General features: G+C 54.6%; 18 protein-coding genes. 8 read left to right on the forward strand and 10 right to left on the reverse strand.

Annotated features, from left to right (window positions below; translation table 11 throughout):
• Nucleotides 1-247 precede the first annotated feature (247 nt).
• The 3 genes from A6301_RS10825 to speG all read left to right on the forward strand — a co-directional run bounded on the left by A6301_RS10825 (nucleotide 248) and on the right by speG (nucleotide 4231).
• The gene (locus A6301_RS10825) at nucleotides 248-1354 is read left to right on the forward strand and encodes an ABC transporter substrate-binding protein (RefSeq protein WP_234257763.1); all 1107 of its coding nucleotides are present in this window, start codon (nucleotides 248-250) and stop codon (nucleotides 1352-1354) included.
• The gene (locus tag A6301_RS10830; protein ID WP_234257764.1) at nucleotides 1347-3488 is read left to right on the forward strand and encodes a TonB-dependent siderophore receptor; all 2142 of its coding nucleotides are present in this window, start codon (nucleotides 1347-1349) and stop codon (nucleotides 3486-3488) included. Before A6301_RS10825 ends, A6301_RS10830 begins: the two co-directional genes overlap by 8 nt.
• A 167-nt stretch (nucleotides 3489-3655) precedes the next feature.
• Complete coding sequence (speG, locus tag A6301_RS10835) at nucleotides 3656-4231, forward strand: spermidine N1-acetyltransferase (protein WP_234257765.1); 576 nt, start codon at nucleotides 3656-3658, stop codon at nucleotides 4229-4231.
• A gap of 406 nt (nucleotides 4232-4637) precedes the next feature.
• Here speG and ybbP read toward each other — a convergent pair whose 3' ends face one another.
• Both ybbP and ybbA read right to left on the reverse strand, forming a co-directional pair.
• A complete protein-coding gene (gene ybbP, locus A6301_RS10840) occupies nucleotides 4638-7067 on the reverse strand; it encodes a putative ABC transporter permease subunit YbbP (RefSeq protein ID WP_234257766.1) in 2430 nt (809 codons plus the stop codon).
• Complete coding sequence (gene ybbA, locus A6301_RS10845; RefSeq protein ID WP_005976200.1) at nucleotides 7064-7795, reverse strand: putative ABC transporter ATP-binding protein YbbA; 732 nt, start codon at nucleotides 7793-7795, stop codon at nucleotides 7064-7066. Before ybbA ends, ybbP begins: the two co-directional genes overlap by 4 nt.
• On the opposite strand from ybbA, the gene tesA reads away from it, so the two are divergent.
• The 3 genes from tesA to A6301_RS10860 all read left to right on the forward strand — a co-directional run bounded on the left by tesA (nucleotide 7718) and on the right by A6301_RS10860 (nucleotide 10171).
• The gene (tesA, locus tag A6301_RS10850; RefSeq protein ID WP_107168398.1) at nucleotides 7718-8401 is read left to right on the forward strand and encodes a multifunctional acyl-CoA thioesterase I/protease I/lysophospholipase L1; all 684 of its coding nucleotides are present in this window, start codon (nucleotides 7718-7720) and stop codon (nucleotides 8399-8401) included. The genes ybbA and tesA overlap by 78 nt on opposite strands.
• Before the next feature lie 28 nt (nucleotides 8402-8429).
• A complete protein-coding gene (locus tag A6301_RS10855) occupies nucleotides 8430-9200 on the forward strand; it encodes an SDR family oxidoreductase (protein WP_234257767.1) in 771 nt (256 codons plus the stop codon).
• A gap of 110 nt (nucleotides 9201-9310) precedes the next feature.
• Nucleotides 9311-10171: a co-chaperone YbbN gene (locus A6301_RS10860; protein ID WP_205541570.1), complete on the forward strand. Its 861-nt coding sequence runs from the start codon at nucleotides 9311-9313 to the stop codon at nucleotides 10169-10171.
• A 480-nt stretch (nucleotides 10172-10651) separates the two neighbouring features.
• On the opposite strand, the gene A6301_RS10865 is transcribed toward A6301_RS10860, so the two are convergent.
• Nucleotides 10652-11845: a nicotinamide mononucleotide deamidase-related protein YfaY gene (locus A6301_RS10865; protein WP_107168352.1), complete on the reverse strand. Its 1194-nt coding sequence runs from the start codon at nucleotides 11843-11845 to the stop codon at nucleotides 10652-10654.
• 220 nt (nucleotides 11846-12065) lie between these two features.
• On the opposite strand from A6301_RS10865, the gene tyrP reads away from it, so the two are divergent.
• Nucleotides 12066-13274 carry a tyrosine transporter TyrP gene (gene tyrP / locus A6301_RS10870; RefSeq protein ID WP_107168353.1) on the forward strand — a complete coding sequence of 403 codons (1209 nt, stop codon included), beginning with the start codon at nucleotides 12066-12068 and terminating at the stop codon, nucleotides 13272-13274.
• 116 nt (nucleotides 13275-13390) lie between these two features.
• Here tyrP and A6301_RS10875 read toward each other — a convergent pair whose 3' ends face one another.
• The 7 genes from A6301_RS10875 to menF all read right to left on the reverse strand — a co-directional run bounded on the left by A6301_RS10875 (nucleotide 13391) and on the right by menF (nucleotide 21370).
• Nucleotides 13391-13930 carry a YfaZ family outer membrane protein gene (locus tag A6301_RS10875; RefSeq protein WP_107168354.1) on the reverse strand — a complete coding sequence of 180 codons (540 nt, stop codon included), beginning with the start codon at nucleotides 13928-13930 and terminating at the stop codon, nucleotides 13391-13393.
• Between the two features lie 112 nt (nucleotides 13931-14042).
• Nucleotides 14043-15455 carry an o-succinylbenzoate--CoA ligase gene (menE, locus tag A6301_RS10880; protein WP_234257768.1) on the reverse strand — a complete coding sequence of 471 codons (1413 nt, stop codon included), beginning with the start codon at nucleotides 15453-15455 and terminating at the stop codon, nucleotides 14043-14045.
• Nucleotides 15443-16414: an o-succinylbenzoate synthase gene (gene menC, locus A6301_RS10885; RefSeq protein ID WP_234257769.1), complete on the reverse strand. Its 972-nt coding sequence runs from the start codon at nucleotides 16412-16414 to the stop codon at nucleotides 15443-15445. The genes menE and menC overlap by 13 nt, the downstream gene beginning before the upstream one ends.
• Nucleotides 16414-17271: a 1,4-dihydroxy-2-naphthoyl-CoA synthase gene (gene menB, locus A6301_RS10890; RefSeq protein WP_107168357.1), complete on the reverse strand. Its 858-nt coding sequence runs from the start codon at nucleotides 17269-17271 to the stop codon at nucleotides 16414-16416. Before menB ends, menC begins: the two co-directional genes overlap by 1 nt.
• A gap of 5 nt (nucleotides 17272-17276) precedes the next feature.
• Complete coding sequence (gene menH / locus A6301_RS10895; RefSeq protein WP_234257770.1) at nucleotides 17277-18077, reverse strand: 2-succinyl-6-hydroxy-2,4-cyclohexadiene-1-carboxylate synthase; 801 nt, start codon at nucleotides 18075-18077, stop codon at nucleotides 17277-17279.
• Entirely contained in the window at nucleotides 18065-19747 is a 1683-nt protein-coding gene (menD, locus tag A6301_RS10900; protein WP_234257771.1) for a 2-succinyl-5-enolpyruvyl-6-hydroxy-3-cyclohexene-1-carboxylic-acid synthase, read from the reverse strand. The genes menH and menD overlap by 13 nt, the downstream gene beginning before the upstream one ends.
• Nucleotides 19748-20047: 300 nt before the next feature.
• Nucleotides 20048-21370, reverse strand: a complete 1323-nt coding sequence (gene menF, locus A6301_RS10905; protein WP_215483151.1) for an isochorismate synthase MenF — start codon at nucleotides 21368-21370, stop codon at nucleotides 20048-20050.
• 486 nt (nucleotides 21371-21856) lie between these two features.
• On the opposite strand from menF, the gene A6301_RS10910 reads away from it, so the two are divergent.
• Nucleotides 21857-23026 carry an MFS transporter gene (locus tag A6301_RS10910; protein WP_107168361.1) on the forward strand — a complete coding sequence of 390 codons (1170 nt, stop codon included), beginning with the start codon at nucleotides 21857-21859 and terminating at the stop codon, nucleotides 23024-23026.
• Nucleotides 23027-23038: the final 12 nt, after the last annotated feature.

Raw genomic sequence — 23038 nt, forward strand, 5'->3', positions numbered from 1 at the left:
TTCGTAAGGCTCTCCTGCGGGGCCTTACCTCTTCTTCTTCACGTCTTTCTTTTCCTGCCGATTCGCATCACTACCGCCCTTCCCCCTATTTACGCTTTAAATATTTACTAATCTTTTACAAAAAAATCATTAACCCACAGATAAGAAAGAACATTTCCATCAACCGGAATTACACGTACTCTTCGTCGGTTGAAAACGAAAATGACAATGATTATCTTTCCCCATCTTAAATTTTGTGAACTCCATCATGCGTACCGTCTTGTTGCTTTGTCTGCTTTCACTCAGCCCACTCCTACATGCAAAAACCGTCACCGATATTTTGGGCCGACAGGTAGAGGTTCCAGACGATCCCCAGCGCATCATCCTGGGCGAGAGCCGCATGCTATATACGTTAGCCCTACTTCAGCCCAATGAACCAGCCAAACATGTTGTCGGCTGGCCGGGCGACATGGCGCGCTACGATGCACAAAGTTGGTCACGCTATACCGAAAAATTCCCACAGATAAGTCAGATTCCACAACTCGGCAACGGTAGTCTGCAAGCGATGAACGCAGAGATGCTGCTGCCGCTAAAACCCGATTTGGTCATTCTGCCACGGTTGGCAAAAAACGCAGCTAACGAAGATCAACTGCAACAGACGCTGACTCGCGCGGGTATTCCCTTCATTTACGTCGATCTGCGTGTCGATCTACTTAACAACACATTACCCAGCGTTCGCCTGCTCGGCGAGGTGTTGAACCAACCTCAGCGCGCTGAGGCCTTCAGCAATTTCTATCAGCAGCATATGGACGTAGTTCGCCAACGCATTGCGCATTATCACGGTAAGAAACCGACAGTCATGCTGCACCTCCATCTGGGCAGACGAGACACCTGCTGCACCACGGCGGTCGGCGGCAGCCTTGGCGATCTGCTGACTTTCGCCGGTGGCGAGAATATTGCCAGCGGCACCATCAATAGTGTCTACGGCGAGCTGAGCCCAGAGCGCGTGCTGGCCGCCAATCCCGACGTTTACATCGCCACCGGTATGGCCGGGCCGGAGGGCAAACGTTTCTCCAGTCTGATGCTCGGGCCACAGGTTAACGCCGCGCAGGCGAAAGAGAGTTTCGACACGCTTATCCGCCAAGAACCTATTTTGTCTCACCTACGAGCCGTGCAAACAGGCCGTGCCTGGAGCATGTGGCACAACTTCTACCTCAGCCCGTACCACGTCGTGATGGTCGAGATGTTTGCCAAAGCACTTTATCCAGACCGGTTTGCCGATATCGATCCGCAACAGACACTACAACAACTCTATCAACAGTTTTTACCTATTGAATTTTCAGGGATTTATTGGAGTCAGATTTCGCATGAATAAGTTTGCTATAAAAAAGAATGCATTCCGTCACAGCTGGCCGCTGCTGGCGCTGTTGCCGTTTAGTATTCAGGCTGCCATCGTTGATGGCAAAGAAGACACCATGGTGGTGAATGCCACCACTGGTGGCCAGACAGGAAAAGAAACGGGCTACCAGCCGCATAAAACCGTGACCGGCACCCGTACTGAAAGCCGACTGTTAGATGTCCCACAGGCCGTCAATGTCGTCCCTACGCAGGTGCTTGAAGATCGCGCGGTACGCAATATTGATGAAGCACTGTATAACGTCAGCGGTATCACCCAGTCCAATACGCTGGGCGGTACACAGGATGCCATCATCAAACGTGGCTTCGGCGATAACCGCGACGGTTCGATCTTTCGTGATGGCGTGCGTTCCATTCAAGCACGTAACTTTACGCCCAGCAGCGAACGCGTCGAAGTGCTGAAAGGTCCGGCTTCCATGCTCTACGGCATGGGTGAGCCCGGCGGTGTTATCAATGTCATCAGCAAAAAGCCTGAACTGGTACAAAAAACGCATATTGAAGGCTGGGGAAGCAGCTTCAAAGGCGGTGGCGGGCAGTTGGATGTCACCGGCCCGTTAGGTGCGTCCGGTCTGGCTTACCGTATGGTGGTCGATCACGATGAAACTGACTATTGGCGCAACTTCGGGCGTAACCGCCAGACGACAGTTGCGCCATCCCTCATGTGGTACGGCGAAGACACCACCGTGCGTGTAGCCTACGAACATATGGAATATCTGACGCCTTTCGATCGCGGCACCCTTATCGATCCGAAGACGGGCAAACCAGTTAATACACCACGAGATCGCCGCTTTGATGAAAGCTACAATGCGACACGCGGCGATCAGGACAGCGTCACCATTCAGGTTGACCGCAACCTGAATGACCGCTGGAAAAGCAGCCTGACCTATTCGTATAACCGCAACCGCTACAGCGATAATCAGGCGCGTGCAATGGGCTATGACGCCAATACCGGAATATTAACACGCCGAGCAGACGCAACCGCCGATGCACATTCTCAGGCGCAGATCGTGCAGCTTACTGTAAATGGCGATGTGGACTGGGGACGTATCAATCACCAACTGCTGTTTGGATTTGATTACGAAGCAGACCGTACTTTCCGTGGCGATATGATCCGCGGAAGCAGTAATGCGACCAGTTTCAATATCTACAATCCAATTTACGGTCAACTGAAAGTCCCTACAGCCGCCAATGCTTCAGACAGCGATCAACGCGAGAATATCGATAGCAGGGCGTTCTTTATGCAGGACGCTATCCGCCTTAACGATCGCTGGCAGTTGTTGGGCGGCCTACGGTATGACACCTTTGATGTGATGTCAGGTAAAGGACGCCCGTTCGTCACACGGACAGATAGTACCTACAGTCGCGTCGTCCCTCGAGCGGGTGTCATCTATAATCTGACATCCTATTCTTCGCTTTATGTCAGCTACAGTGAATCATTCAAACCTAACTCCTCTATTGCAGCACAGGCCACCTCTCTGCCGCCAGAGTTAGGGCGTTCTTATGAAATCGGAGCCAAGTGGGATTTAGACAACCGTATCAGCGGTAATCTGGCTCTCTTCGATATCGAGAAACGCAACGTCATGGTGACAGAAAGAATAGGAAGTGAAAATTTTGGCCGTGTTGTAGGTCAAGTCCGTTCACAAGGAGCTGAACTTGATCTCGCAGGAAAACTAACGGATTCACTGAGTCTAATCGGTTCCTATGCCTACACCGATGCACGAGTCACCGCCGATCCAAAAAATAATGGCAAACGCATGCCGAATGCCGCTCGCCATACCGCCTCGCTATTCCTGACGCAGGATTTTGGCAATTTTGGTCTGGCCGCAGGTGACAATCTGCGCGCGGGGGCTGGCGCACGCTACGTCAGCCGTCGTGCAGGAAAAGACGATAACAATTTCTATCTGGATGCCTACACGGTCGCCGATGCGTTTATTGCCTATAGCCTGCCTCTCAACGGTTACAAGGTGAAATGGCAGCTCAACGTGAAAAATCTGTTCGACCAGACCTATTACCCCTCCAGCGGTAATGACAATCTGCGTGTCGCCATCGGCGAACCGCGTCAGGTAGTGCTGCGCGCCAGCGTCGATTTCTAATGTGCTTTCGCCCCGCATCTCAGCGATGCGGGGTCTCTTGTCGTGTTTCATTCCACATTACGCGTTCAGCGCCAGCCTATCCGCCGCTATACTAGCATTGGCATACTCATGCCAGCGTGACCCCGATAACCACGGTTCACGTCCATTTGATTAATTAAGGATTCACTATGTCCGGTACGAGCAATGCCGTTCGGCTACGACCGCTGGAGAGAGACGATCTCACTTTTGTTCATCAGTTGGATAACAACGCCAGTGTAATGCGTTATTGGTTTGAAGAGCCTTATGAGGCCTTTGTCGAACTCAGCGATCTGTACGACAAACATATTCATGACCAAAGCGAGCGGCGCTTCATTATTGAACACGAGCAGACTAAAGTCGGTTTGGTTGAACTGGTGGAGATTAACCATATCCACCGTCGCGCGGAATTTCAGATCATCATCGACCCGGCCTATCAGGGCCGTGGCTACGCCAGCATGGCGGCCAAACTGGCAATGGATTACGGCTTCTCAGTATTGAACCTCTACAAGCTGTATTTGATTGTGGATAAGGAAAACAACAAAGCGATCCACATCTACAGCAAGCTCGGTTTTGAGGTTGAAGGTGAACTGATCCACGAATTTTTCATTAACGGCGAATATCGCAACACGATCCGCATGTGTATTTTCCAACATCAATATCTGGCGAAACACAAAACCGTGACGGGAACCGGCGGCGAAGCACCGGGAAGTTCCATCAGTCAGTAAGGTAAAAAGATAGATTTCCTCTGTTATCCGGCATCAAAAATTATGCAGCGGTGAGCTTGACCGCCGAGTGAGCGACAGGACGTCGCGAAAGCCAGTGCCGCGTCGGACAAAAACGTCAGAGGCGTTTTTGAACAGCACTTGTGCTGGCCCGAAGGGCGAGCCCCATTTATGGGGCGAGTAAACGCGTCACTGGCGGCTCGGTTAGCGGTCATGAACACCGATGGAACCGCGTAGCGGCATAATTTATGCCAGAAGCCAGGGTTCGCAGGGCTGCGGCGCTTGAGCGCCCTGCGTCGGGCGCTTATAAGGTTTTGCATAAACGTGGCGGCGGTACTGCGCATGAAACTTTCTCTGTGTTTGCATAGCAATTCGTCTCAGAAAAAATGGCGTATTCTTATACGCAATTTTATCCCGAAAACTGCCGGAACAGGGCTTTACCGCGTAAGAGTCGTAGTCCCAGCCAGCCGCCGCAGAGCGACAGCAGGAACGCCGCGATTAACGGCAGTGCTATCCACATCCCGATATTCGGTTCCCAGGCAAAGTTAAAGACCTTACGCTGCAATAGCCACAAAGCCGATTCTGCGCCAATCGCCGCCGCCGTTCCTGCCACCAGCCCCAGTACCGCAAACTCACACCACAACGTGGTGCGCAGCAGGCGTAATCCGGCGCCAAGCGTTCTGTACACCATCAGTTCCTGACGCCGTTGACGCATCCCGACCTGAATTTGTGCCAGCAGCAGCAATACACCGCAGAACAACACCAGAATGACCATAATTTCCAGCGCACGGCTTACCTGCTGCAAGACCTGCCCAACCTGACGCAGAATACTGCCGATATCCAGCACGCTCACCGTCGGGAACTGGCGATTCAGTTGGGTAATCATCTTCTCATCGCCATCGTAGCGGAAGCTGGTCAGCCAGGATTGCGGCTGGTTATCCAACGCCCCTACGGGGAAAATAAAGAAGAAGTTCGGACGCAAGCTTTCCCAATCTACCTGACGGAAGCTGGTTACCGTAGCGCTAAACGGCTGCGTATCACCAGTAAAGGTCAACGTATCGCCAATATTGATCCCCATCTCTTTGGCTTCTTTCGCTTCCATCGAGACTTCACCCGCCTTGGGTGCTTCCCCTTCCACCAGTACGTTGTGCTGCGGAATCCCGTTCATCCAGGTTAGGTTCAGTTCACGGTTCACCGTGTTGCCGCCCGGATCGTCCTCATGGATCACTTCCGTCGCAATCTGTTGATTAATTTCCGTCAGCCGCGCACGAATAATCGGGAAGAACTGCTCTGGCATCACGTTATGCTGAGAGAGGAAGTCCCTCACCTGCGGCACCTGTTCCGCCGTGATGTTCAGCAGGAAATAGTTCGGACTGCCCGGTGGCAACTGCTGCTGCCAGCGATCCAGTAAATCGCCGCGCATCACCAGTAGCAACGCCAAGAGCATGAAAGACAGCGAAAACGCGGCCAGTTGACTGAGTGTCGACCACGGCTGACGCAACAGACGATTAATAGCCAAACGCAACGCCAGTCGTTTCACCGTCAAACGCCGTAACAGTAGCAGCCCGCCCCAGCCGATAACGCCCAACAGTAGCGACAGTACCGCCACACCGCCGAGCAGCGACCACAGCAGCACACCGCCGCCGGACAACACCGCAAGCAGACCGACGACAATAAGTAGAACAATCGGCATGTAGTAACGCAGCGGCCACACGTTCGCCACCACATCCTGACGCAACACACGCAGCGGCTGTGTCGCCAGCAGCAGTCGATACGGGCGCAACCCAACCAGCAGTGAAATCAGCACTAGCGACCCCAGCGCCCACACCCATGGCCATAGCCCGGATGCTGGCAGTGCGGCGGGTAGCACCGGCGCCAGCATTTTCATCAACAGCGCTTCAAAGCCCAGACCAAGCACGCTACCACAAACCGCTGCCAGCCCGAGCACAGAGAGCCACTGGCCGATGATTAAGCGCCTCAGCGCTTGTTTACCTGCGCCCAGCGTTTTCAGGATAGCGACCAAGTCATAACGGCTGCGGCAGTAATGCCCCATCGCCACTGCAACGGCAGCGATAGACAACAGCAGCGTCAGCAGCGCCGACAGCAACAGGAACTGCTGTGACCGCTTTAACGACTGGCTCAGCGCACCTTCAGAATCCTCCATGCCATACCAGCGCTGATCGGGCTTGAGCTGTGGCTTGATGAAGTTGCTAAATTCACTAATTTGCTTCTCATCACCGGAAAACATGTAGCGCCAGGTAATGCGGCCCCCCGGCTGAATCGCACCGGTTTTCTCGACATCGTCCAGATTCATCAGAATACGCGGCGCGGTTTCGAACGGGTTAAAACCGGAATCCGGTTCCTGAATCAGTTCACCGCTGATACGTAGCGAGGTATCGCCAACGTCCAGCATGTCACCGACTTTCAGCCCAAGTAACGCCAGCAGGCGCGGCGCTACCAGCACCGTTCCCGCTTCAGCATGCAGCCCTTCAGGACGCGTCTGCAAATTGCCATACAGCGGGTAGCGCTGGTCGGTAGCTTTGACCTGCGCCAGCTGCGGCGTATCGCCTGCGAACGTCATGGTCATGAAAGAAATCTGGCGGCTGAGCGTCAATCCGCGCTGTTGCGCGTCCAGAAGCCAGGTTTCCGCAACAGGCCGTGACGCACGCAGCACACGGTCACCTGCCAGAAAATCACGGCTCTGCTGACTAAGACCTTTTTCCATACGGTCGCTGATCGTGCCCAACGCCAGCACGCAGGCTACTGCCAACGTTAACGCCAGCCAGACAATCAATAAGGAAGGAGAGCGCCATTCGCGCCAGAACCACCGCCAGATCATGCGTCCTCCCGCAGCTTGCCGTCGACTAACCGCAGACGTCGCTCGCAGCGTGCCGCCAGTTGTTCATCATGCGTCACCAGAATCAGCGTCGTGGCGTAATCACGATTGAGGGAAAACAGCAGATCAACGATGCGTTCACCGGTTTTACGATCCAGATTCCCGGTAGGTTCATCGGCAAACAAGACATTAGGCCGACCGCTGAACGCACGCGCCAGCGCTACACGCTGCTGCTCACCGCCGGAAAGCTGAGCCGGGAGATGATGTAAGCGCTCACCCAGTCCAAGCTGCTGCAGAAGTTGTTCAGCTTGCCCACGGCTGTGGCTGTCGCTTTCACCGCGCAGCAACGCGGGTAACTGTACGTTCTCCAATGCATTCAGCGTCGGTACCAGCATAAAAGACTGAAAAACAAAACCGACATGCTGGGCACGTAGCGCCGCACGGCCTTCTTCATCCAGCGCATTCAGCGATTTGCCCATCAGGCTCACATCCCCTTCTGTGCCATCATCCAGACCAGCCAAAATCCCCAGCAAGGTTGACTTCCCCGAACCAGATTCGCCAATCAGGGCAATTGTCTGCGCAGGTTTGACAATAAGCTCAACTCCGGTAAGGATGGAAAGCCGATTCTCTCCTTGACCAACGTGCTTACTAAGATGATGAACTTCAAGAATGTTTTCTACGTGCGCAGTTTTGCTTGGCGTAGCACTCGCTGGGCTGGTCTTCGCAAACATGTTTTCGTCCTTTTGCTTCTGGGATTATGCAGCGTACGCGCTTTCGCCGCTGACACATTATTAATTCTGGGTGATAGCCTCAGTGCGGGCTACCAGATGCCGGCTGCTAACGCGTGGCCAACGCTGCTGAACACCCAGTGGCAGACGCAGAAAAAAGGCATCGCGGTGGTTAACGCCAGCATTAGCGGTGACACCACCGCACAAGGGCTGGCTCGTATTCCTGCTCTGCTAAAACAGCACCAGCCACGCTGGGTGCTGATTGAACTGGGCGGCAATGACGGGCTTCGAGGGTTTCCGGCAGCCAATATCGAGCAAGATCTGGCAAAAATCATTACGCTAGTCAAACAGGCTAACGCCCAGCCGCTGCTCATGCAGGTTCGTTTGCCGACCAACTATGGCCGCCGCTACACCGAGTCATTCAGCAATATCTACCCCAAACTCGCGGAGCAGTTTGCGCTTCCTCTGCTGCCTTTCTTTATGGAGCAGGTGTATCTTAAACCCGAATGGATGATGGAAGATGGCATCCATCCAACCCGTGATGCCCAACCGTTTATCGCAGAATGGATGGCGAAGCAGCTGGAACCCTTAGTTAACCATGAGTCTTAATAAATAGGCTTTTGAATTAGGTAAAGTTATGCAAAAAACGGTCTTCATTACCGGTTGCTCTAGCGGCATTGGCCTGATTGCCGCACAGGATTTGCAAAAACGCGGCTATCGCGTGATCGCGGCCTGCCGCCGCGCAGAGGATGTCGCGCGTCTGACCGCATTGGGTTTGGAAACCATTGCGCTCGATCTGGATGACAACGCCAGCGTTGAACAGGCCGCAGCGGAGGTGATCAGGCTGACCGATAACCATCTGTATGGCTTGTTTAATAACGCCGGATATGGCCTGTATGGACCATTGAATACAATCTCACGCCAGCAGCTCGAACAGCAGTTTTCCAGCAACCTGTTTGGCACGCATCAGCTTACGCAGTTGTTATTACCCGCGATGCTACCGCACGGCGAAGGCCGCATCATCCAGACCAGTTCGGTCATGGGGCTGGTATCTACACCGGGACGCGGCGCGTATGCCGCCAGCAAATATGCACTGGAAGCCTGGTCGGACGCATTGCGTATGGAATTACACGGCAGCGGGCTGCACGTCAGCCTGATCGAACCCGGCCCGATTAGCACTCGCTTTACTGATAACGTGGCACAGACGCAGACGGACAAGCCGGTCACCAACCCCGGTATCGCTAAACGTTTTACGCTACCGCCGGAAGCGATACTGCCGAAGCTCCATCATGCGCTGGAAAGCTCGCGGCCTAAATTACGCTATCCCGTGACGCTGGTAGCCCATTCCTTAACCTGGCTGCGTCGCCTGCTACCGGGATGTCTGCTGGATAAAGTATTACGAGGATAAGGCAGTAGAAAGTGACGTATTGCTCACTCACCGCTGCACGAGGCTTGTAAGTGGCACCGACAGGCCCCATCTAAAGGTCAAGTGAATTCAAGAAGTAAGAGAGACTACTCATGTTAGAACAACAAGCGACTATCGTTGACGTTAACGAATCCAACCTGCATCAGGTTTTGGAACACTCCACGACACTGCCAGTCCTGTTTTACTTCTGGTCGGGACGTAGCCAGCACTGTCTGGAATTGGAGCCGGTGCTGGATAAACTGGCGCAGGAATATGCGGGGCAGTTTGTTCTGGCGAAGGTGGACTGTGATGCCGAACAACGCGTCGCCGCTCAGTTTGGCCTGCGCTCAATCCCAACCGTTTATCTGTTTAAAGACGGGCAGCCGCTGGACGGTTTTCAAGGGCCACAACCGGAAGAAGCGATTCGTGAACTACTGAAACGCGCACTGCCGAAAGAAGAAGAGCTGAAAGTCGCTCAGGCACAGCAGCTGATTCAAGAAGACAAACTGCCAGAAGCGATGCAGCTACTGAAAGACGCCTGGCAACTCAGCCAACAGCGCAGCGACATCGGCCTGATGCTGGCAGAAGTGCAGATTCAAATTAAGCGCAGTGAAGACGCCGAAGCCGTGCTGGCGACCATTCCTTTGCAGGATCAAGACACGCGCTATCACAGCCTCGTTGCGCAGATTGAGTTGCTGAAACAGGCAGCAGACACGCCGGAAATTCAGCATTTACAGCAGCAGTTGGACGCTGACCCACAAAATGCGGATCTGGCAGTACAGTTATCTCTGCAACTGCATCAGGTTGGCCGTAATGAAGAAGCGCTTGAACTGCTGATGGGATTCCTGAAAAAAGATCTGGCCGCCGCTAACGGTAGCGCACGCAAAACGCTGATGGACATCATGGCCGCCCTCGGTACCAGCGACGCCCTCGCTGCCCGCTACCGGCGCCAACTCTACTCGCTACTGTATTAATTCTCTTGTGAAGAAGGCCAGAACGTTGATTCTGGCCTTCTTATTTCAAACATTCGTCATCGCCTATATTGGATTGATACGATGATTTCGGGTGTGCTAACTCGGCGTAAAAAATTATGCTGAGGAGATAGCAGGCTTAGGATGAGCCGCAGGACGCGGCGAAAGCTTGCGCCACGTCGGACAAAAACGTCAGAGACGTTTTTGAACAGCACTTGTGCTGGCCCGAAGGGCGAGTCCCATTTATGGGGCGAGTAAACGTGTCGCAAGCGGTCCGTTGAGCCTGATACCGACGAAGGCACCGCGTTAGCGGCATAATTTCCGCCGAAAAGCCTGGGGTCAAGGGGCGAGCGGCGTTTGAGCCGTCCCTTGTCGGGCGCGTGCTACGAGGTAGCATGAAAATAACGGTATCATCGCGCACGAAACTACCCCCGAAAGCCGAATAGAAATGCAGCTAGGCAGAGCCCCTCAATCCCCCGCTGACTACAGCGTCTTCAGCACCGTAATCCAACCGTGTCCGCCGTAGACTGACCAGCCGTTTAGCCAGCGACGCAACATATTCATCGCCAGCATCGCAACCACTTCCTGATGCGTTTTCAGGCTGTAGCGCTGTACGTTGAACTGTATCGTTTGGGCGAAAGACCCTTCCGGCGTATGCAGCGCTAAGGAAAGCTCAGCATCGTCCCTGCTGCCGACCACCAGCGCTAACGATGCGCCCTGACGCTCTGCCAGATGGCGAGCGTAGCCCGCTAATCCAGACAGGCTGGCATCTTGAACGCTTGCCAGCAACTCTCCGCCAGCCAGCGGAGCACTTGCAGACTGGAGCTGCCAGTTGAGCAACCCCGCCGTGAAGTGCTCACTCACCGCCAACGTCATATCACGTTCGGCAAGGCGTCGAGCAAGCTGTGCGGGTAACCCTTCAGTGCCTTCAAAGATCGTATTCTCTCCAGCAACAGTACGCACCGTTTCCCACAGTTGCTCCATCTTTTCCTGCTGCGCAGCCGGGCCAGTTAACTTCAGTTCAATAATCGGCATAGAAGATCGGTAGCCCAGCACCACGCCCGGCGGTAATGCCATACCATCTAACTGGCTTGCCAGATCGCTTTCTGAACGGCCAAAGGTCGTCAAACGCAAGCACAGCGGAGCATCGGCGACAGCAAAACGCTCGCGCAGACGCGGCATAATTTGCTGATCGACCATGACCTTAAACTCAGAGGGGACGCCCGGCGTAAAGAACATCAGGCATTTGTTCAATTGCAATGCAAAGCCACAGGCGGTGCCTACCGGGTTATCCACCATTTCCGCGCTGGCAGGGATTTGCGCCTGTTTGCGGTTGCTGGGAGCCATGACTCTACCGCGTTCGGCAAAGAAAGCCTCCATACGCGCCAGCCATTCGGCGTGCTCAACCAATCCCTCTCCAGCGGCGGTAGCTGCCGCCAATGCGCTGAGATCGTCGCTGGTCGGCCCCAGCCCACCGTTTACAATCAGGATATCGGCTATCTGGCTACGCTGCGTGATTGCGGTCACCAGCGCATCGAGATCGTCACCCACCGTCATCCGGCTGGTCATCGGTAATCCCTGCACAAACAGATAATCCGCCAGCCAGGCCGCATTGGTGTCAATAATCTGGCCATGCAGCACTTCATCACCGGTACATAACATCTCAACCCTAAGCATTTTTTTACTCCTGATGATAATCCTGAATCCACTTTAAAAACTCGGATGAGCAAACACAATATTTCTTTCAGCCTGTCCAATAATGCTCTGCTGCCGATGGCTCGCCTCTGGTGTAAATATAAAATTACACTCTTCGTAACGGCGTTTTGACAGAAATCACTGAATACTCTACCCTGCTGCCAAAAATATCTGGATAGCCACGCTATATATAGAGGAATAGGTGAAAAATCGTACTCTTGGCAGTATTTTTATCGTTGCTGGTACCACAATTGGAGCAGGAATGTTGGCGATGCCGTTGGCAACGGCTGGCGTCGGGTTTGGTACTACCTTGATGATATTAATCGGTCTGTGGGCGCTGATGTGTTACAGCGCCTTGTTGCTGGTCGAAGTGTATCAACATCAGCCGTCGCACACTGGGTTAGGCACGTTGGCAAAAATCTATCTCGGCCGTTGGGGACAGTGGATCACCGGTTTCAGTATGCTATTTCTGATGTATGCGCTCACGGCAGCGTATATCAGCGGCGCAGGCGAACTGCTCGCTAGCAGCATTAGTCAGTGGAGTGGCTACTCACTTCCATTGTCCGCAGGCATTCTGCTCTTCACGCTGGTTGCCGGCGGGGTCGTCTGCATCGGCACGTCTTCCGTCGACTTGTTTAACCGTATCCTGTTTAGCGGCAAGGTACTGATGCTCGTCATCATGCTCGCCGTCATGGTGCCACACATTCAACGCGTCAATCTGTTAACGCTCCCACTGCAACAGGGTCTGACGCTCTCGGCATTGCCCGTCATTCTGACCTCATTCGGCTTTCACGGCAGCATCCCCAGCATTGTCCACTACATGGGGGGCGACAGCCGTAAGCTGCGCCGAATATTTCTTATCGGTAGCGTGATACCGCTGATTGCCTATATTTTCTGGCAGCTCGTGATGTTGGGCAGCCTCAGCTCTTCAACATTCAATGCTATTTTGGCCGATCAGGCAGGATTGAATGGGTTGATGCAGGCTATTCGTACGCTGGTTGCCTCACCGCACGTTGAACTCGCCGTCCACCTGTTTGCCGATCTGGCACTGGCGACCTCTTTCCTCGGCGTGGCGCTAGGGTTATTCGATTATTTAGCCGACTTGTTTAAGCGTAAGAATAGCGTCATAGGGCGCGCGCAGACGGGCCTGCTGACCTTTATTCCACCACTGGTATTCGCACTCTTTTATCCGCAAGGTTTTGTAATGGCCTTGGGCTATGCAGCAATTGCGCTGGCCGTGCTAGCGTTACTCATTCCCGCCTTGCTGAGCTGGCAGGTACGCAAGCGGCGTCCTGAAATGCGCGCGACCCGCGGTGGTGCACCCGTCTTGGTGCTGATCTTCGCCAGCGGCGTGGGCATTATTCTGATCCAGTTAGCGATGGTGGCGGGCTGGCTGCCGTCAATCAATTAACGTCGCGTGCAGGAAGCACGCCATAAAAAAGAGCGTGAACTCAACATTCACGCTCTTTTTTCTTTCCAGTCACGACATCAAGCCAGTACACCTGCGGCTTGATGTATGACGGTATATTAGAAGTTCAGCCCAACGCCGATATAGGCAGAATCAGCCAACTTGTTATCAGGGCCGTTTTCACGCGCCATATTGATATAGCGGTAACCGACATCGACGCTCAGCGGTGCAAACACCTGCCAACGAACGCCCGCTTTCCCTTCAACATAGTGGTCAACATGGCTGGAGAATGAATCCGGCGCATAGTAACCTTCACCATACAGTGAGAACTGACGGCTTAGCGGCCACTGCACGCCACCGCCCAGAGCAACACCATAGCCATCATTGCCGTGATCCTGATTCAGGTACAGCGCTTTACCACCCAGCGTCAACTTAAGTGGGCCAACAGGGATGGTGTACCCCAGACCAAAACCGTATACATCATTGTTGTTGTCGCCATGGGAATAGCTCACGTTACCAGCAAGCCCTGGAATACCCAGACCGAAGCCCGCGCTAGCACCTGCGTAATCACGGCCTGCTTCCCCGGAAAGGCTAATGGCATGTACAGAAGCACTTGCAAGCAACAGGCTTCCCGCACAGGCAATCACAAATCTTTTCATTTTCAATATCCTTAAAACCGTCGTTAAACGCGCGTGTAAAGATGTTATCGCTGCCGATTCTACCCGAAACGCGCCTTCACTCCAGCATGAAATAGTGTAAAGCCAAGTCGCACTAAGGTTTGAGCTGGTGGCGCATGGCGTTGACCCAGCTTTTCACCTGCTGGCGAGAAAGCTTAATTCCACCGTTTTTCAGTTCAGTTGGCAACGTGTAATACGCTACCGGACGCTGAAATCCGGCAAGCTGCGGCTGTAGCCAATCTCGCACCGCATCAAGCGTCGAGGAATGCGCCACCTCGACTACCGCAACAGGGCGATGGCCAAACTCCACATCGTCAACGGGCACCACGCATGCCTGTTGAACGTCGGGATGCGTCAACAGCACGGCTTCGATATTCTCCGGCTGAATGCCTTCCCCACCGCTGAAAAATTGATTATCCAAACGCCCCTGAATGTGCCACTCGCCCTCGACAAACCGCCCGCGATCTCGCGTGTGGAACCAGCCGTCATCATCAAGCAGCGGGATCAGTTTTCCGTCACGCCAATAGCCAGTCGCTAACGTGCTGCCACGCAGCAGAATTTCCTCCTCCACCAACCGGATCTCTCGTCCCTGTAGCGGCATACCGACGCCCGAGCGACCATCGGCACGTTTAGCGCAGACAGTGGACGCCAGTTCCGTCAGACCATAACCACACCAGCAGCTTACGCCTCGTGCTTCTGCCTGCTGCGTCAGCACCTGCGGGATCGTCGCACCGCCAAGCAATACGGCTTTCAGTGCCGTAGGCAATGTCTCCTCCGACAGCAGTCGCCACAGTTGGGTTGGTACCAGAGAAGCATGGGTACAATCGCGCAGCGCACTGTCCAGAGGCTGATGCGCACGAACCACTATCGTGGCTCCCGCAGCAAGCCAGCGCCAGACGATACCTTGTCCAGACACGTGAAAGAGCGGAAGTGACAGCAGCCAACTGTCGCTGGCGGAAAATGCCATTATTTGGACTACGCCTTCCGCACTGGAGAGATGAGCAGCGAACGTGTGCACCACCGCTTTCGGCATTCCGCTAGAACCGGATGTCAGCGTCAGCGTCGCTAGCCGATCGGCCTGCCAGCATAATCGACTCGTGTAGTTGGTTGCTTCGGTATCACCTAATGACGAGGAAGCCGATGGTAAAGAAAGCGAGCGTACGGTATTCGGCCAGAGCTTATCATTCAGACACAGGCCGTAGCCCACACCCAGCGTGGGCAGCAGCGCCTCGGTTAACGTATCAGGCAATTGTGGATTCAGCGGAAGTACTCGCACACCGCACTGTAACAGCGCCAAATAACAGAACAGCATCTGTACGCTGTTTTTCCCACGTAGTGCTACCGTGCTTTCAGCGGTAACACCCTGCTGTGTGAGATGTTCTGCCAGACGATCCACCCGCTGGGCGAGCGCCTGCCAGCTCCAGCGGATTTCGTCTTCAATCAATGCAACAGACAGGGGCGTCTGGCTAGCCCAGTATCGCCAAGGCCAGTCAGTCAGGATTGCCATACCACGTCCAGTTGCTCGGTAGCCAGAAGCGGCAACGTACTATCTGGCCAGCGTTGAATCACCTGTGCCTGCATCAGATCTAACGTATCCAGCCCTGGAACCGTGTCCGGCGTTAGCCAGTGTGCCACCCGCGCCAGTTGCGTTAGACCCAGACTGGATTCAATGCTGGAGCTGATCACCGCCGTTAATCCGGCCTGATGCGTTTCCTGCACCAGTTGCTGACAGCGTGCCAGACTGCCGACCAGCGTCGGCTTGATCACAATCGCGCTCACGCCCAGCTCGGCTTCCACCCGAAAATCCGCCTCGCGCACGCTCTCGTCCCAGGCAATGTTGATGCCGGTTTCCCGCGCAAACTCACGGGATTCGTCACGGGTTTTGCAGGGCTCTTCGAGAAAGGCAATACGTGAACGCAATGACGGAGCGACATAGCGGGCGAAGCCGTCCGCTTTGGCTCGTGTCCAACTACGGTTAGCATCCAGGCGGAGCTTCAAGTCCGGCAAGGCTTCCAGCAGGACGTTAACGATCATGCCGTCACGCACCGCTTCGTACAGACCGACTTTTATCTTTGCCACTTTCTCGCCCGGCATCGCCTGAAGCATCTCGAACAGTTCATCAGGATCGCCATTACACAGCGGCGCTTTGCGATAGTCCGCCGCCTGAGGCAGGTGCTGATCCAGTTCGGCCTGTGCACAGCTCAATCCAAAGGCAACAGACGGCGGAAGATCGTCAGAAAATGCTCGCCCCGTCGCCCACGATTGCAGTTGTTCAAGCGCGGCGGATTCCGCCTCTGCCAGCGTTTCCACGCTGAACTCCGGCAACGGCGCAATCTCGCCCCAGCCCAACCGTTCACCGTCTTGCAGGCGAACGATAAGGCCATCGCGGGTTTTCAGACGCTGATTACGCAGCACCACCCCGGCTTCCATCGGCACGCTGTAACGATAGAGAGTGACCCGACGCATTACGGATTCCGTTTGAATTTGCTGAAGTCAGGCTGGCGTTTTTCATTAAACGCGTTACGACCTTCCTGCCCTTCGTCCGTCATATAGAACAACATGGTGGCGTTGCCCGCCAGTTCCTGCAAGCCAGCCTGACCGTCACAGTCCGCGTTCAGTGCCGCTTTCAGGCAACGCAACGCCATCGGGCTGTTTTGCAACATTTCACGGCACCAGCGCACCGTCTCTTTTTCCAGATCGGCCAACGGAACCACGGTGTTCACCAACCCCATATCCAACGCTTGTGCCGCATCGTACTGGCGGCACAGGAACCAGATTTCACGTGCTTTCTTCTGACCAACGATGCGAGCCATGTAAGAAGCGCCCCAGCCGCCGTCAAAGGAGCCGACGCGCGGGCCAGTTTGACCGAAGATGGCGTTTTCTGCCGCAATCGTCAGATCGCACATCATATGCAGCACATGTCCGCCACCGATGGAATAGCCTGCGACCATCGCGACAACCGGTTTTGGGCAGGTGCGGATCTGGCGCTGGAAATCCAGCACGTTCAGGTGGTGCACACCGCTGTCATCCTGATAACCGCCGTAGTCGCCACGTACTTTCTGATCGCCGCCGGAGCAGAATGCTTTATCGCCAGCACCGGTCAGGATAATCGTCCCGATACCATCGTCATGACGCGCATTATCGAGCGCCTGAATCATCTCTTTTACCGTTTGCGGACGAAACGCATTGCGTACCTGAGGACGGTTAATGGTGATTTTGGCAATCCCATCGATAGATTTATGGTAGAGAATATCGGCGAAGTCGCCGCTGCAATCGTGCCATTCAACGGGTGCGTAAAGCAGTTCTTCACTCGGATAAAGCATAGTTATCAGTCCTTAACGGGGTGCAAAAGAAAAGAGCGAACCCGCTCGGCATAGGCCGTTGGGTTCGCCTGATGAGCATTATGACCCGCCTGAGCGATGCTCAGTAACGGCAGGCCGTATTGCGCCGCCAGCGTCTGAAATTTCACATCGCGGGCACCGCATAAGTAAACAAAAGGGATCGACAGATGCCGCAGGCGTTCCGCCAAAAAAGGCTGCCGCCCCAGCGAGGTCGCTTCCAGCATCGCCGCAACAGACGCGCCATGATTGCCGCTGCGACGTACTATCAGTTGCTCACGCTGCGCTGAATCAACATCGGCAAAAACGGCCTGCTGATACCAATCCTGCAAGACCGCTGGCAAGGGCTCCTGACGAAAACGCTGCGCCCAGCGTGCATCATGATGAATACGTTCCGTACGCAGTTCTGGCGTTGCCAAACCGGGATGTCCCCCTTCGACCAGCAGCCCCAGCATGCCGTCATGGTGCCCGTCGCAGGCGTGATACATCGCAATGCGCCCACCGAGCGAATAGCCCAGCAGCCAATAACGTTCGATGCCCTGCGCCAGCAGCGTTGCGGTTAATTGGCGGCTGATATCGGCAAAATCTGCTGTAGTACTAGCTCGTGACGTGCCGTGTCCGGGTAAATCGACCAGCAGCACGGGCCAGTCACGAAAACACGGCAGGACAGGCAGCCAGTCCTCGCCACTGCCTAATAAACCATGCAGGCACACCAGCCACGGCTGCATGGGAGCCACCGCGCCATGCATCACTGTTCGACAACCTAGCCCCTGAGAATCTAGTGAACCCACGCCGCCACCTGCGCGACCAGCTCATTGAGCGTTTCCGCGCCGTCTTTCGGTTCAACCACCACTTCAAGCAGCGTGATCCCGCCCTGCGTCCAGCAATTTGACACCGTATCCGCGAGTTGTTCCCAGTTCTCGGCACGCACGTAATTCAGGCCAAACATCGCCGCAGCGTGTCCGAATTCCACATTTTGTGGCATGCAATAAAACGCTTCGCGCTGGTCAACCGGCGTAGGCAGCAGGGAAAAGATCTGACCACCGTTATTGTTCACCACGATCAGCACCAGCGGTGCGGGAGACTGACGCAACAGCGCCAGCGCATTCAAATCGTATAATGCAGAGAGATCGCCAACGATGCCCAGCGTCGCTTTCGCCGTGGCGCGCTGTACACCAGCCAGCGTAGAAATCAGGCCATCGATGCCGCTGGCTCCTCGATTCCCATACACGGGATATCCCTGCGGAAGCTGTGCCAGTGCATCGATCAGACGCACCACGAGGCTATTGCCGACAAACAGCTGCCCATCCGGCGGCAGCAGCGCTGGTATTCGCTGCGCCAACTGCGCTTCACCAAAACGGGAAGCCAGATACGTATCGATCTGCCGCTGCGTTCTGTCGGCAATATCCACCAACAAATCCGCCCACGACGCCTGTTTTTCTGCTGGATGCGCCGACAGCCATTCGCCAACATCCGCAACCAAACGACGCCCGCGATGGTGAGCCGGGTCCAGTCGTCCCGGCAGATCGTCAATTAACCAAAATTCTTGCGGCTGACACTGTTCTTGCCATTGCAGCAGGCGTTTACCGGTCAGGCTACCGCCGAACTGTAAGACGATGTCTGCCTGTCGTAAAAGACTTGCCGCTTCAGGGTGTGCCAGCCAAATATCCGCGCAAGGCAAAGGTTGCCCGCTTTGCGACAGCACATCACCAATCAACGGCCAGCCCAATTCGCTCGCCCACGCCGCAAGACGCGTTCCTTGTTCGGGGCTCACACGCCCAGCGAGGACAACGCCACGCCTCTGCCGCCACTGCGGCCAGTCCGGCTGCACCGCCAGCGCACTCTGGCGCATTTCACGTAGCCAAGGCTCGCGGCTGTTCCACCAGTCACCCAGCGTCATCAGCCAGTCTTGATAAGCCGTGCCATCATCAGCACCGTAAAGCGGTTCAGCAAAGGGACAGTTAATGTGCAACGCACCGTGCGTAAGCCGTGCCATCGCACTATCCACGGAGGAAACCAGCCAGTTAGCAGGAATATCGGGCGTAGGGCGCGGTAAATCCAGCGCCAGCGTGGGGTGTGACGCATACAGTGCATGCTGGCGAATCGCCTGATTCGCCCCGCAGTCAATCAGCTCCGGTGGACGATCGGCTGTCAAAACCACCAGCCGTTCACCGGTCAGTCCTGCTTCAATAATTGCCGGATAAAGGTTGGCAGCGGCAGTACCTGACGTCACGATAATCGCAACCGGTTCACGCGAAGCCTTTGCCAGCCCGAGCGCAAGATGCCCCAACCCCCGCTCATCAAAATGCGTGTGGCAAATTAGTGCACGATTATCTGCCGCAGACAGCGTCAGCGGGGTAGAGCGAGAACCAGGCGCGATGCAGATATGCCGGACGCCATGACGGGTCAGCGATTCCAGCAGCAATGTAGCCCAGCGGCGATTAAATACACTTGTTGACATGATGTACTCAACAACTCAGGTTGCAGGTTATTCCCGTCATACTTCAAGCTGCATGTGCGTTGGCAATACTCAGCTCATCTCTGAGCGTCACCCTGAAGGGCCGCCGCAAGCGGCGTTCAAATCGGCTAAGCCAATTTGTCCTGCAACTCGAATTATTTAGGGTATAGCAAATACTCTTGATCCAACTGTTGGCGGCCTGGTTGCCCTTCAACAACTATCGCGATCAGCCTTATTATATTTTTTTTTACCACGCCGACTTTGATATAAACCAGTACCTGGCACAACAACCATAAAACAAAACTATGACATATCACCGTCTAACAGCGATCTCAGCCCCGCAGCTTTGTTTTCCAACTCCTGCCATTCTTGTTCTGGATCAGAATCGGCCACAATTCCGGCACCAGCATAGAGCGTCAAAACATGATCCCGCACTTCTGCTGAACGCAGTGCCACGCTGAATTCAGACTGCTGACGCGACAAGTAACCCGCAGAACCCGCATACCAACCGCGCTCAAACGGCTCATTAGCCGCAATAAAGCGGCGTGCCTCCTGCCTCGGCAAACCCGCTACTGCCGCCGTAGGCTGCAATGTATTCAGGCACGCACTATCAGACGCGGTTCGCAGCGTGGCATGAATGGTGCGACGCAGGTGCTGCACCTTACGCAAACGCACAATTTCTGGCGGCATGACATCCAGCGACAGCGCAGATTGCTGTAGCCGCTGACAAATATCATCCACCACCAGCATGTTCTCGCACTGATTCTTAGTGTCTTTCATCAGCCAATCGGCTAGTTCAGCGGCTTTGTGTGCATCGCGATCGCTTGCCACCGTGCCCGCCAAAGCTTCCGTTTCCAATTCGCTCCCTCGCCGGCGATAAAGCCGCTCCGGGCTGGAACCAAGAAACGCATGACGTGCATCGTGTGCCAGCATGAAATGGAAACAGTGATGATTCGCCGCACGGCTGGCAGCCATAAAAGTGGTTGCCTGTAGTGGTTGTGTCAGGGTTAGCGTGGTTGCCCGCGCCAAAACGACTTTTTCCATTAGCCCTGTTTTGATGTCATGCAGCGCCCGCTGAAGCAAATCAATCCACCCCTGACGCTCAGGCAGATGCGCAACAGACTGCACTTGCGCATGCAAAAGAGGCAATGGCGCGGGGGGAAGCAGCAGATTAATAAACGCAGAAGCTTCGACAGCATCCTGTTGCAATGACGTTTCACTGAACAGGTTAATGCTCAGGCTGAGCGTATCATCCTGACGTCGCAGTTCCGCACGGGGCAAGAACAGGTAGCCGGGCGACGAAGCGCCCTCTTCTTTCGACTGGTTAAATGCATTCAGCCCCCAGATGCGGACATCGGGATCGCACTGCTGCTGAACGAGGAATGCCTCAGCGTCCTGAATATGACGAAATCCACACACCTTGCCACAAACGGCAACCTCTTCACGATCCTGACGGTGCTGCCAATAAAACTGGGGATACACAGGCTGAGTCGCCAACCATGGCAATAACTCAGCCGCCTCACTGAGGCGTAATGAACGCGTTATTTGTCTGAAACCTGCGCGTTCAGGCTGTGGCTCGCGCAAATCTTGCTGCATATGGCGCAGCAAGTCGGAAAGTTGTTTCACCGTCACCCCGGAGACCTAACACAAAGTAGGGGATTATACGGGAAAAAAACACGTCGTGGGTGAGAGGTTATGCAAGACGCAAAAGCCACCACCAGCAGAGTGCGTTTCAGTACATTTTTATGACGTACCATCCCTGGCCGTCACCCTTACAGGCCGTTGCTTGCGCAACGTTAAAAATTTCTCCTGGAAATTTTTTACTCCCTAAAGGGTATCCGCATGACCACAACGGTGAGCACGGGGTGAAATCGCATCAAACGGCAAAACGGTACGCACACATCGCACTAAAATCTTATTTCATCATCATTATTGCTTCAATTGACCCTTTCTTCTGCCGATTATCTAGTCGGCATTTTTTTGCGTGCGGCATCGCATCAAGACATATTTTCACCTCTCGCCTTTCGCCGTCTGCTTGGATTCTTTCCATTCAGACCGCTAATTATGGTAAAAATAGGCTCTTGTCACGTATACCGGATAGCCTCGTTCAGGATGAGTACGACACTGCATTCCAACTCGTTAAGCATTAACCAGAATCTGCCGGGCAAAAAAGCACAGGCAGCCACGCGCATCGCTTTCTTTGTTGCAGGTTTTGCTATGGCTTCCTGGGCACCGCTGGTGCCCTTTGTTAAAGCGCGACTGGCTATCAGTGATGCCTCTCTCGGGATGTTGTTACTTTCTCTGGGCATTGGTTCGCTGTTGGCCATGCCGCTCACCGGCTTCCTCACCAGTAAATGGGGATGCCGCAGCGTTATTTTGCTGGCAAGCGCGCTGCTTTGTCTGATATTGCCCGCCCTGACGCAAGCAGAAACGCTGCCGTTGATGGCAGTCGTGCTGCTCTTTTTTGGCGCATCTATTGGTATGATCGATGTTGCCATGAATATTCAGGCCGTCATCGTAGAACGTGCCAGCGGCCGCGCGATGATGTCCGGCTTTCATGGTTTCTTTAGCATCGGCGGGATTGTCGGTGCTGGTGGCGTCAGCGCCCTGCTGTGGCTTGGTCTGTCCCCGTTAATGGCGATACTGACTATTGTTGCGTTGGTGCTGCTATTCATGACAATGGCGCATAAGCACCTGCTACGCACCACAAATCAAAATGAAGGCGGCCCGCTGTTTGTGATCCCACGCGGATGGGTCATGTTCATTGGTTCACTCTGCTTCATCATGTTTCTGGCCGAAGGTTCGATATTGGATTGGAGCGCCCTCTTTCTAACGGTTGAGCGCAACCTGAGCGGCGCACAGGCGGGTATGGGCTATGCGGCATTTTCCGTCGCGATGACGCTCGGCAGACTCAATGGCGATCGCATTGTTAATGCGCTTGGGCGCTACGCGATTCTGACTGGCGGCAGCCTCTGTGCCGCACTCGGTCTGCTGTTAACGATCAGTATTGATAATGCAGTAACCGCCATTCTTGGCTTCGTGATGGTGGGTATCGGCGCATCCAATGTAGTACCGATCCTCTTCAGCGCGGCGGGAAACCAAAAGATCATGCCACCCAATCTGGCCATCGCCTCCATTACCACAGTAGGCTATGCGGGCATTCTTATCGGCCCAACCATTCTCGGCTTTATTGCGCAGCTCAGCAATTTGGCTACCGCATTCGGGTTCGTCGCACTGCTGTTGCTGGCCGTCAGCGCCAGTGCACGAGCAGTCATCCGCTAATCAGGAGCGTTA

Source organism: Pectobacterium sp. IFB5596 (assembly GCF_021432585.1).
Taxonomy (GTDB): domain Bacteria; phylum Pseudomonadota; class Gammaproteobacteria; order Enterobacterales; family Enterobacteriaceae; genus Pectobacterium; species Pectobacterium punjabense.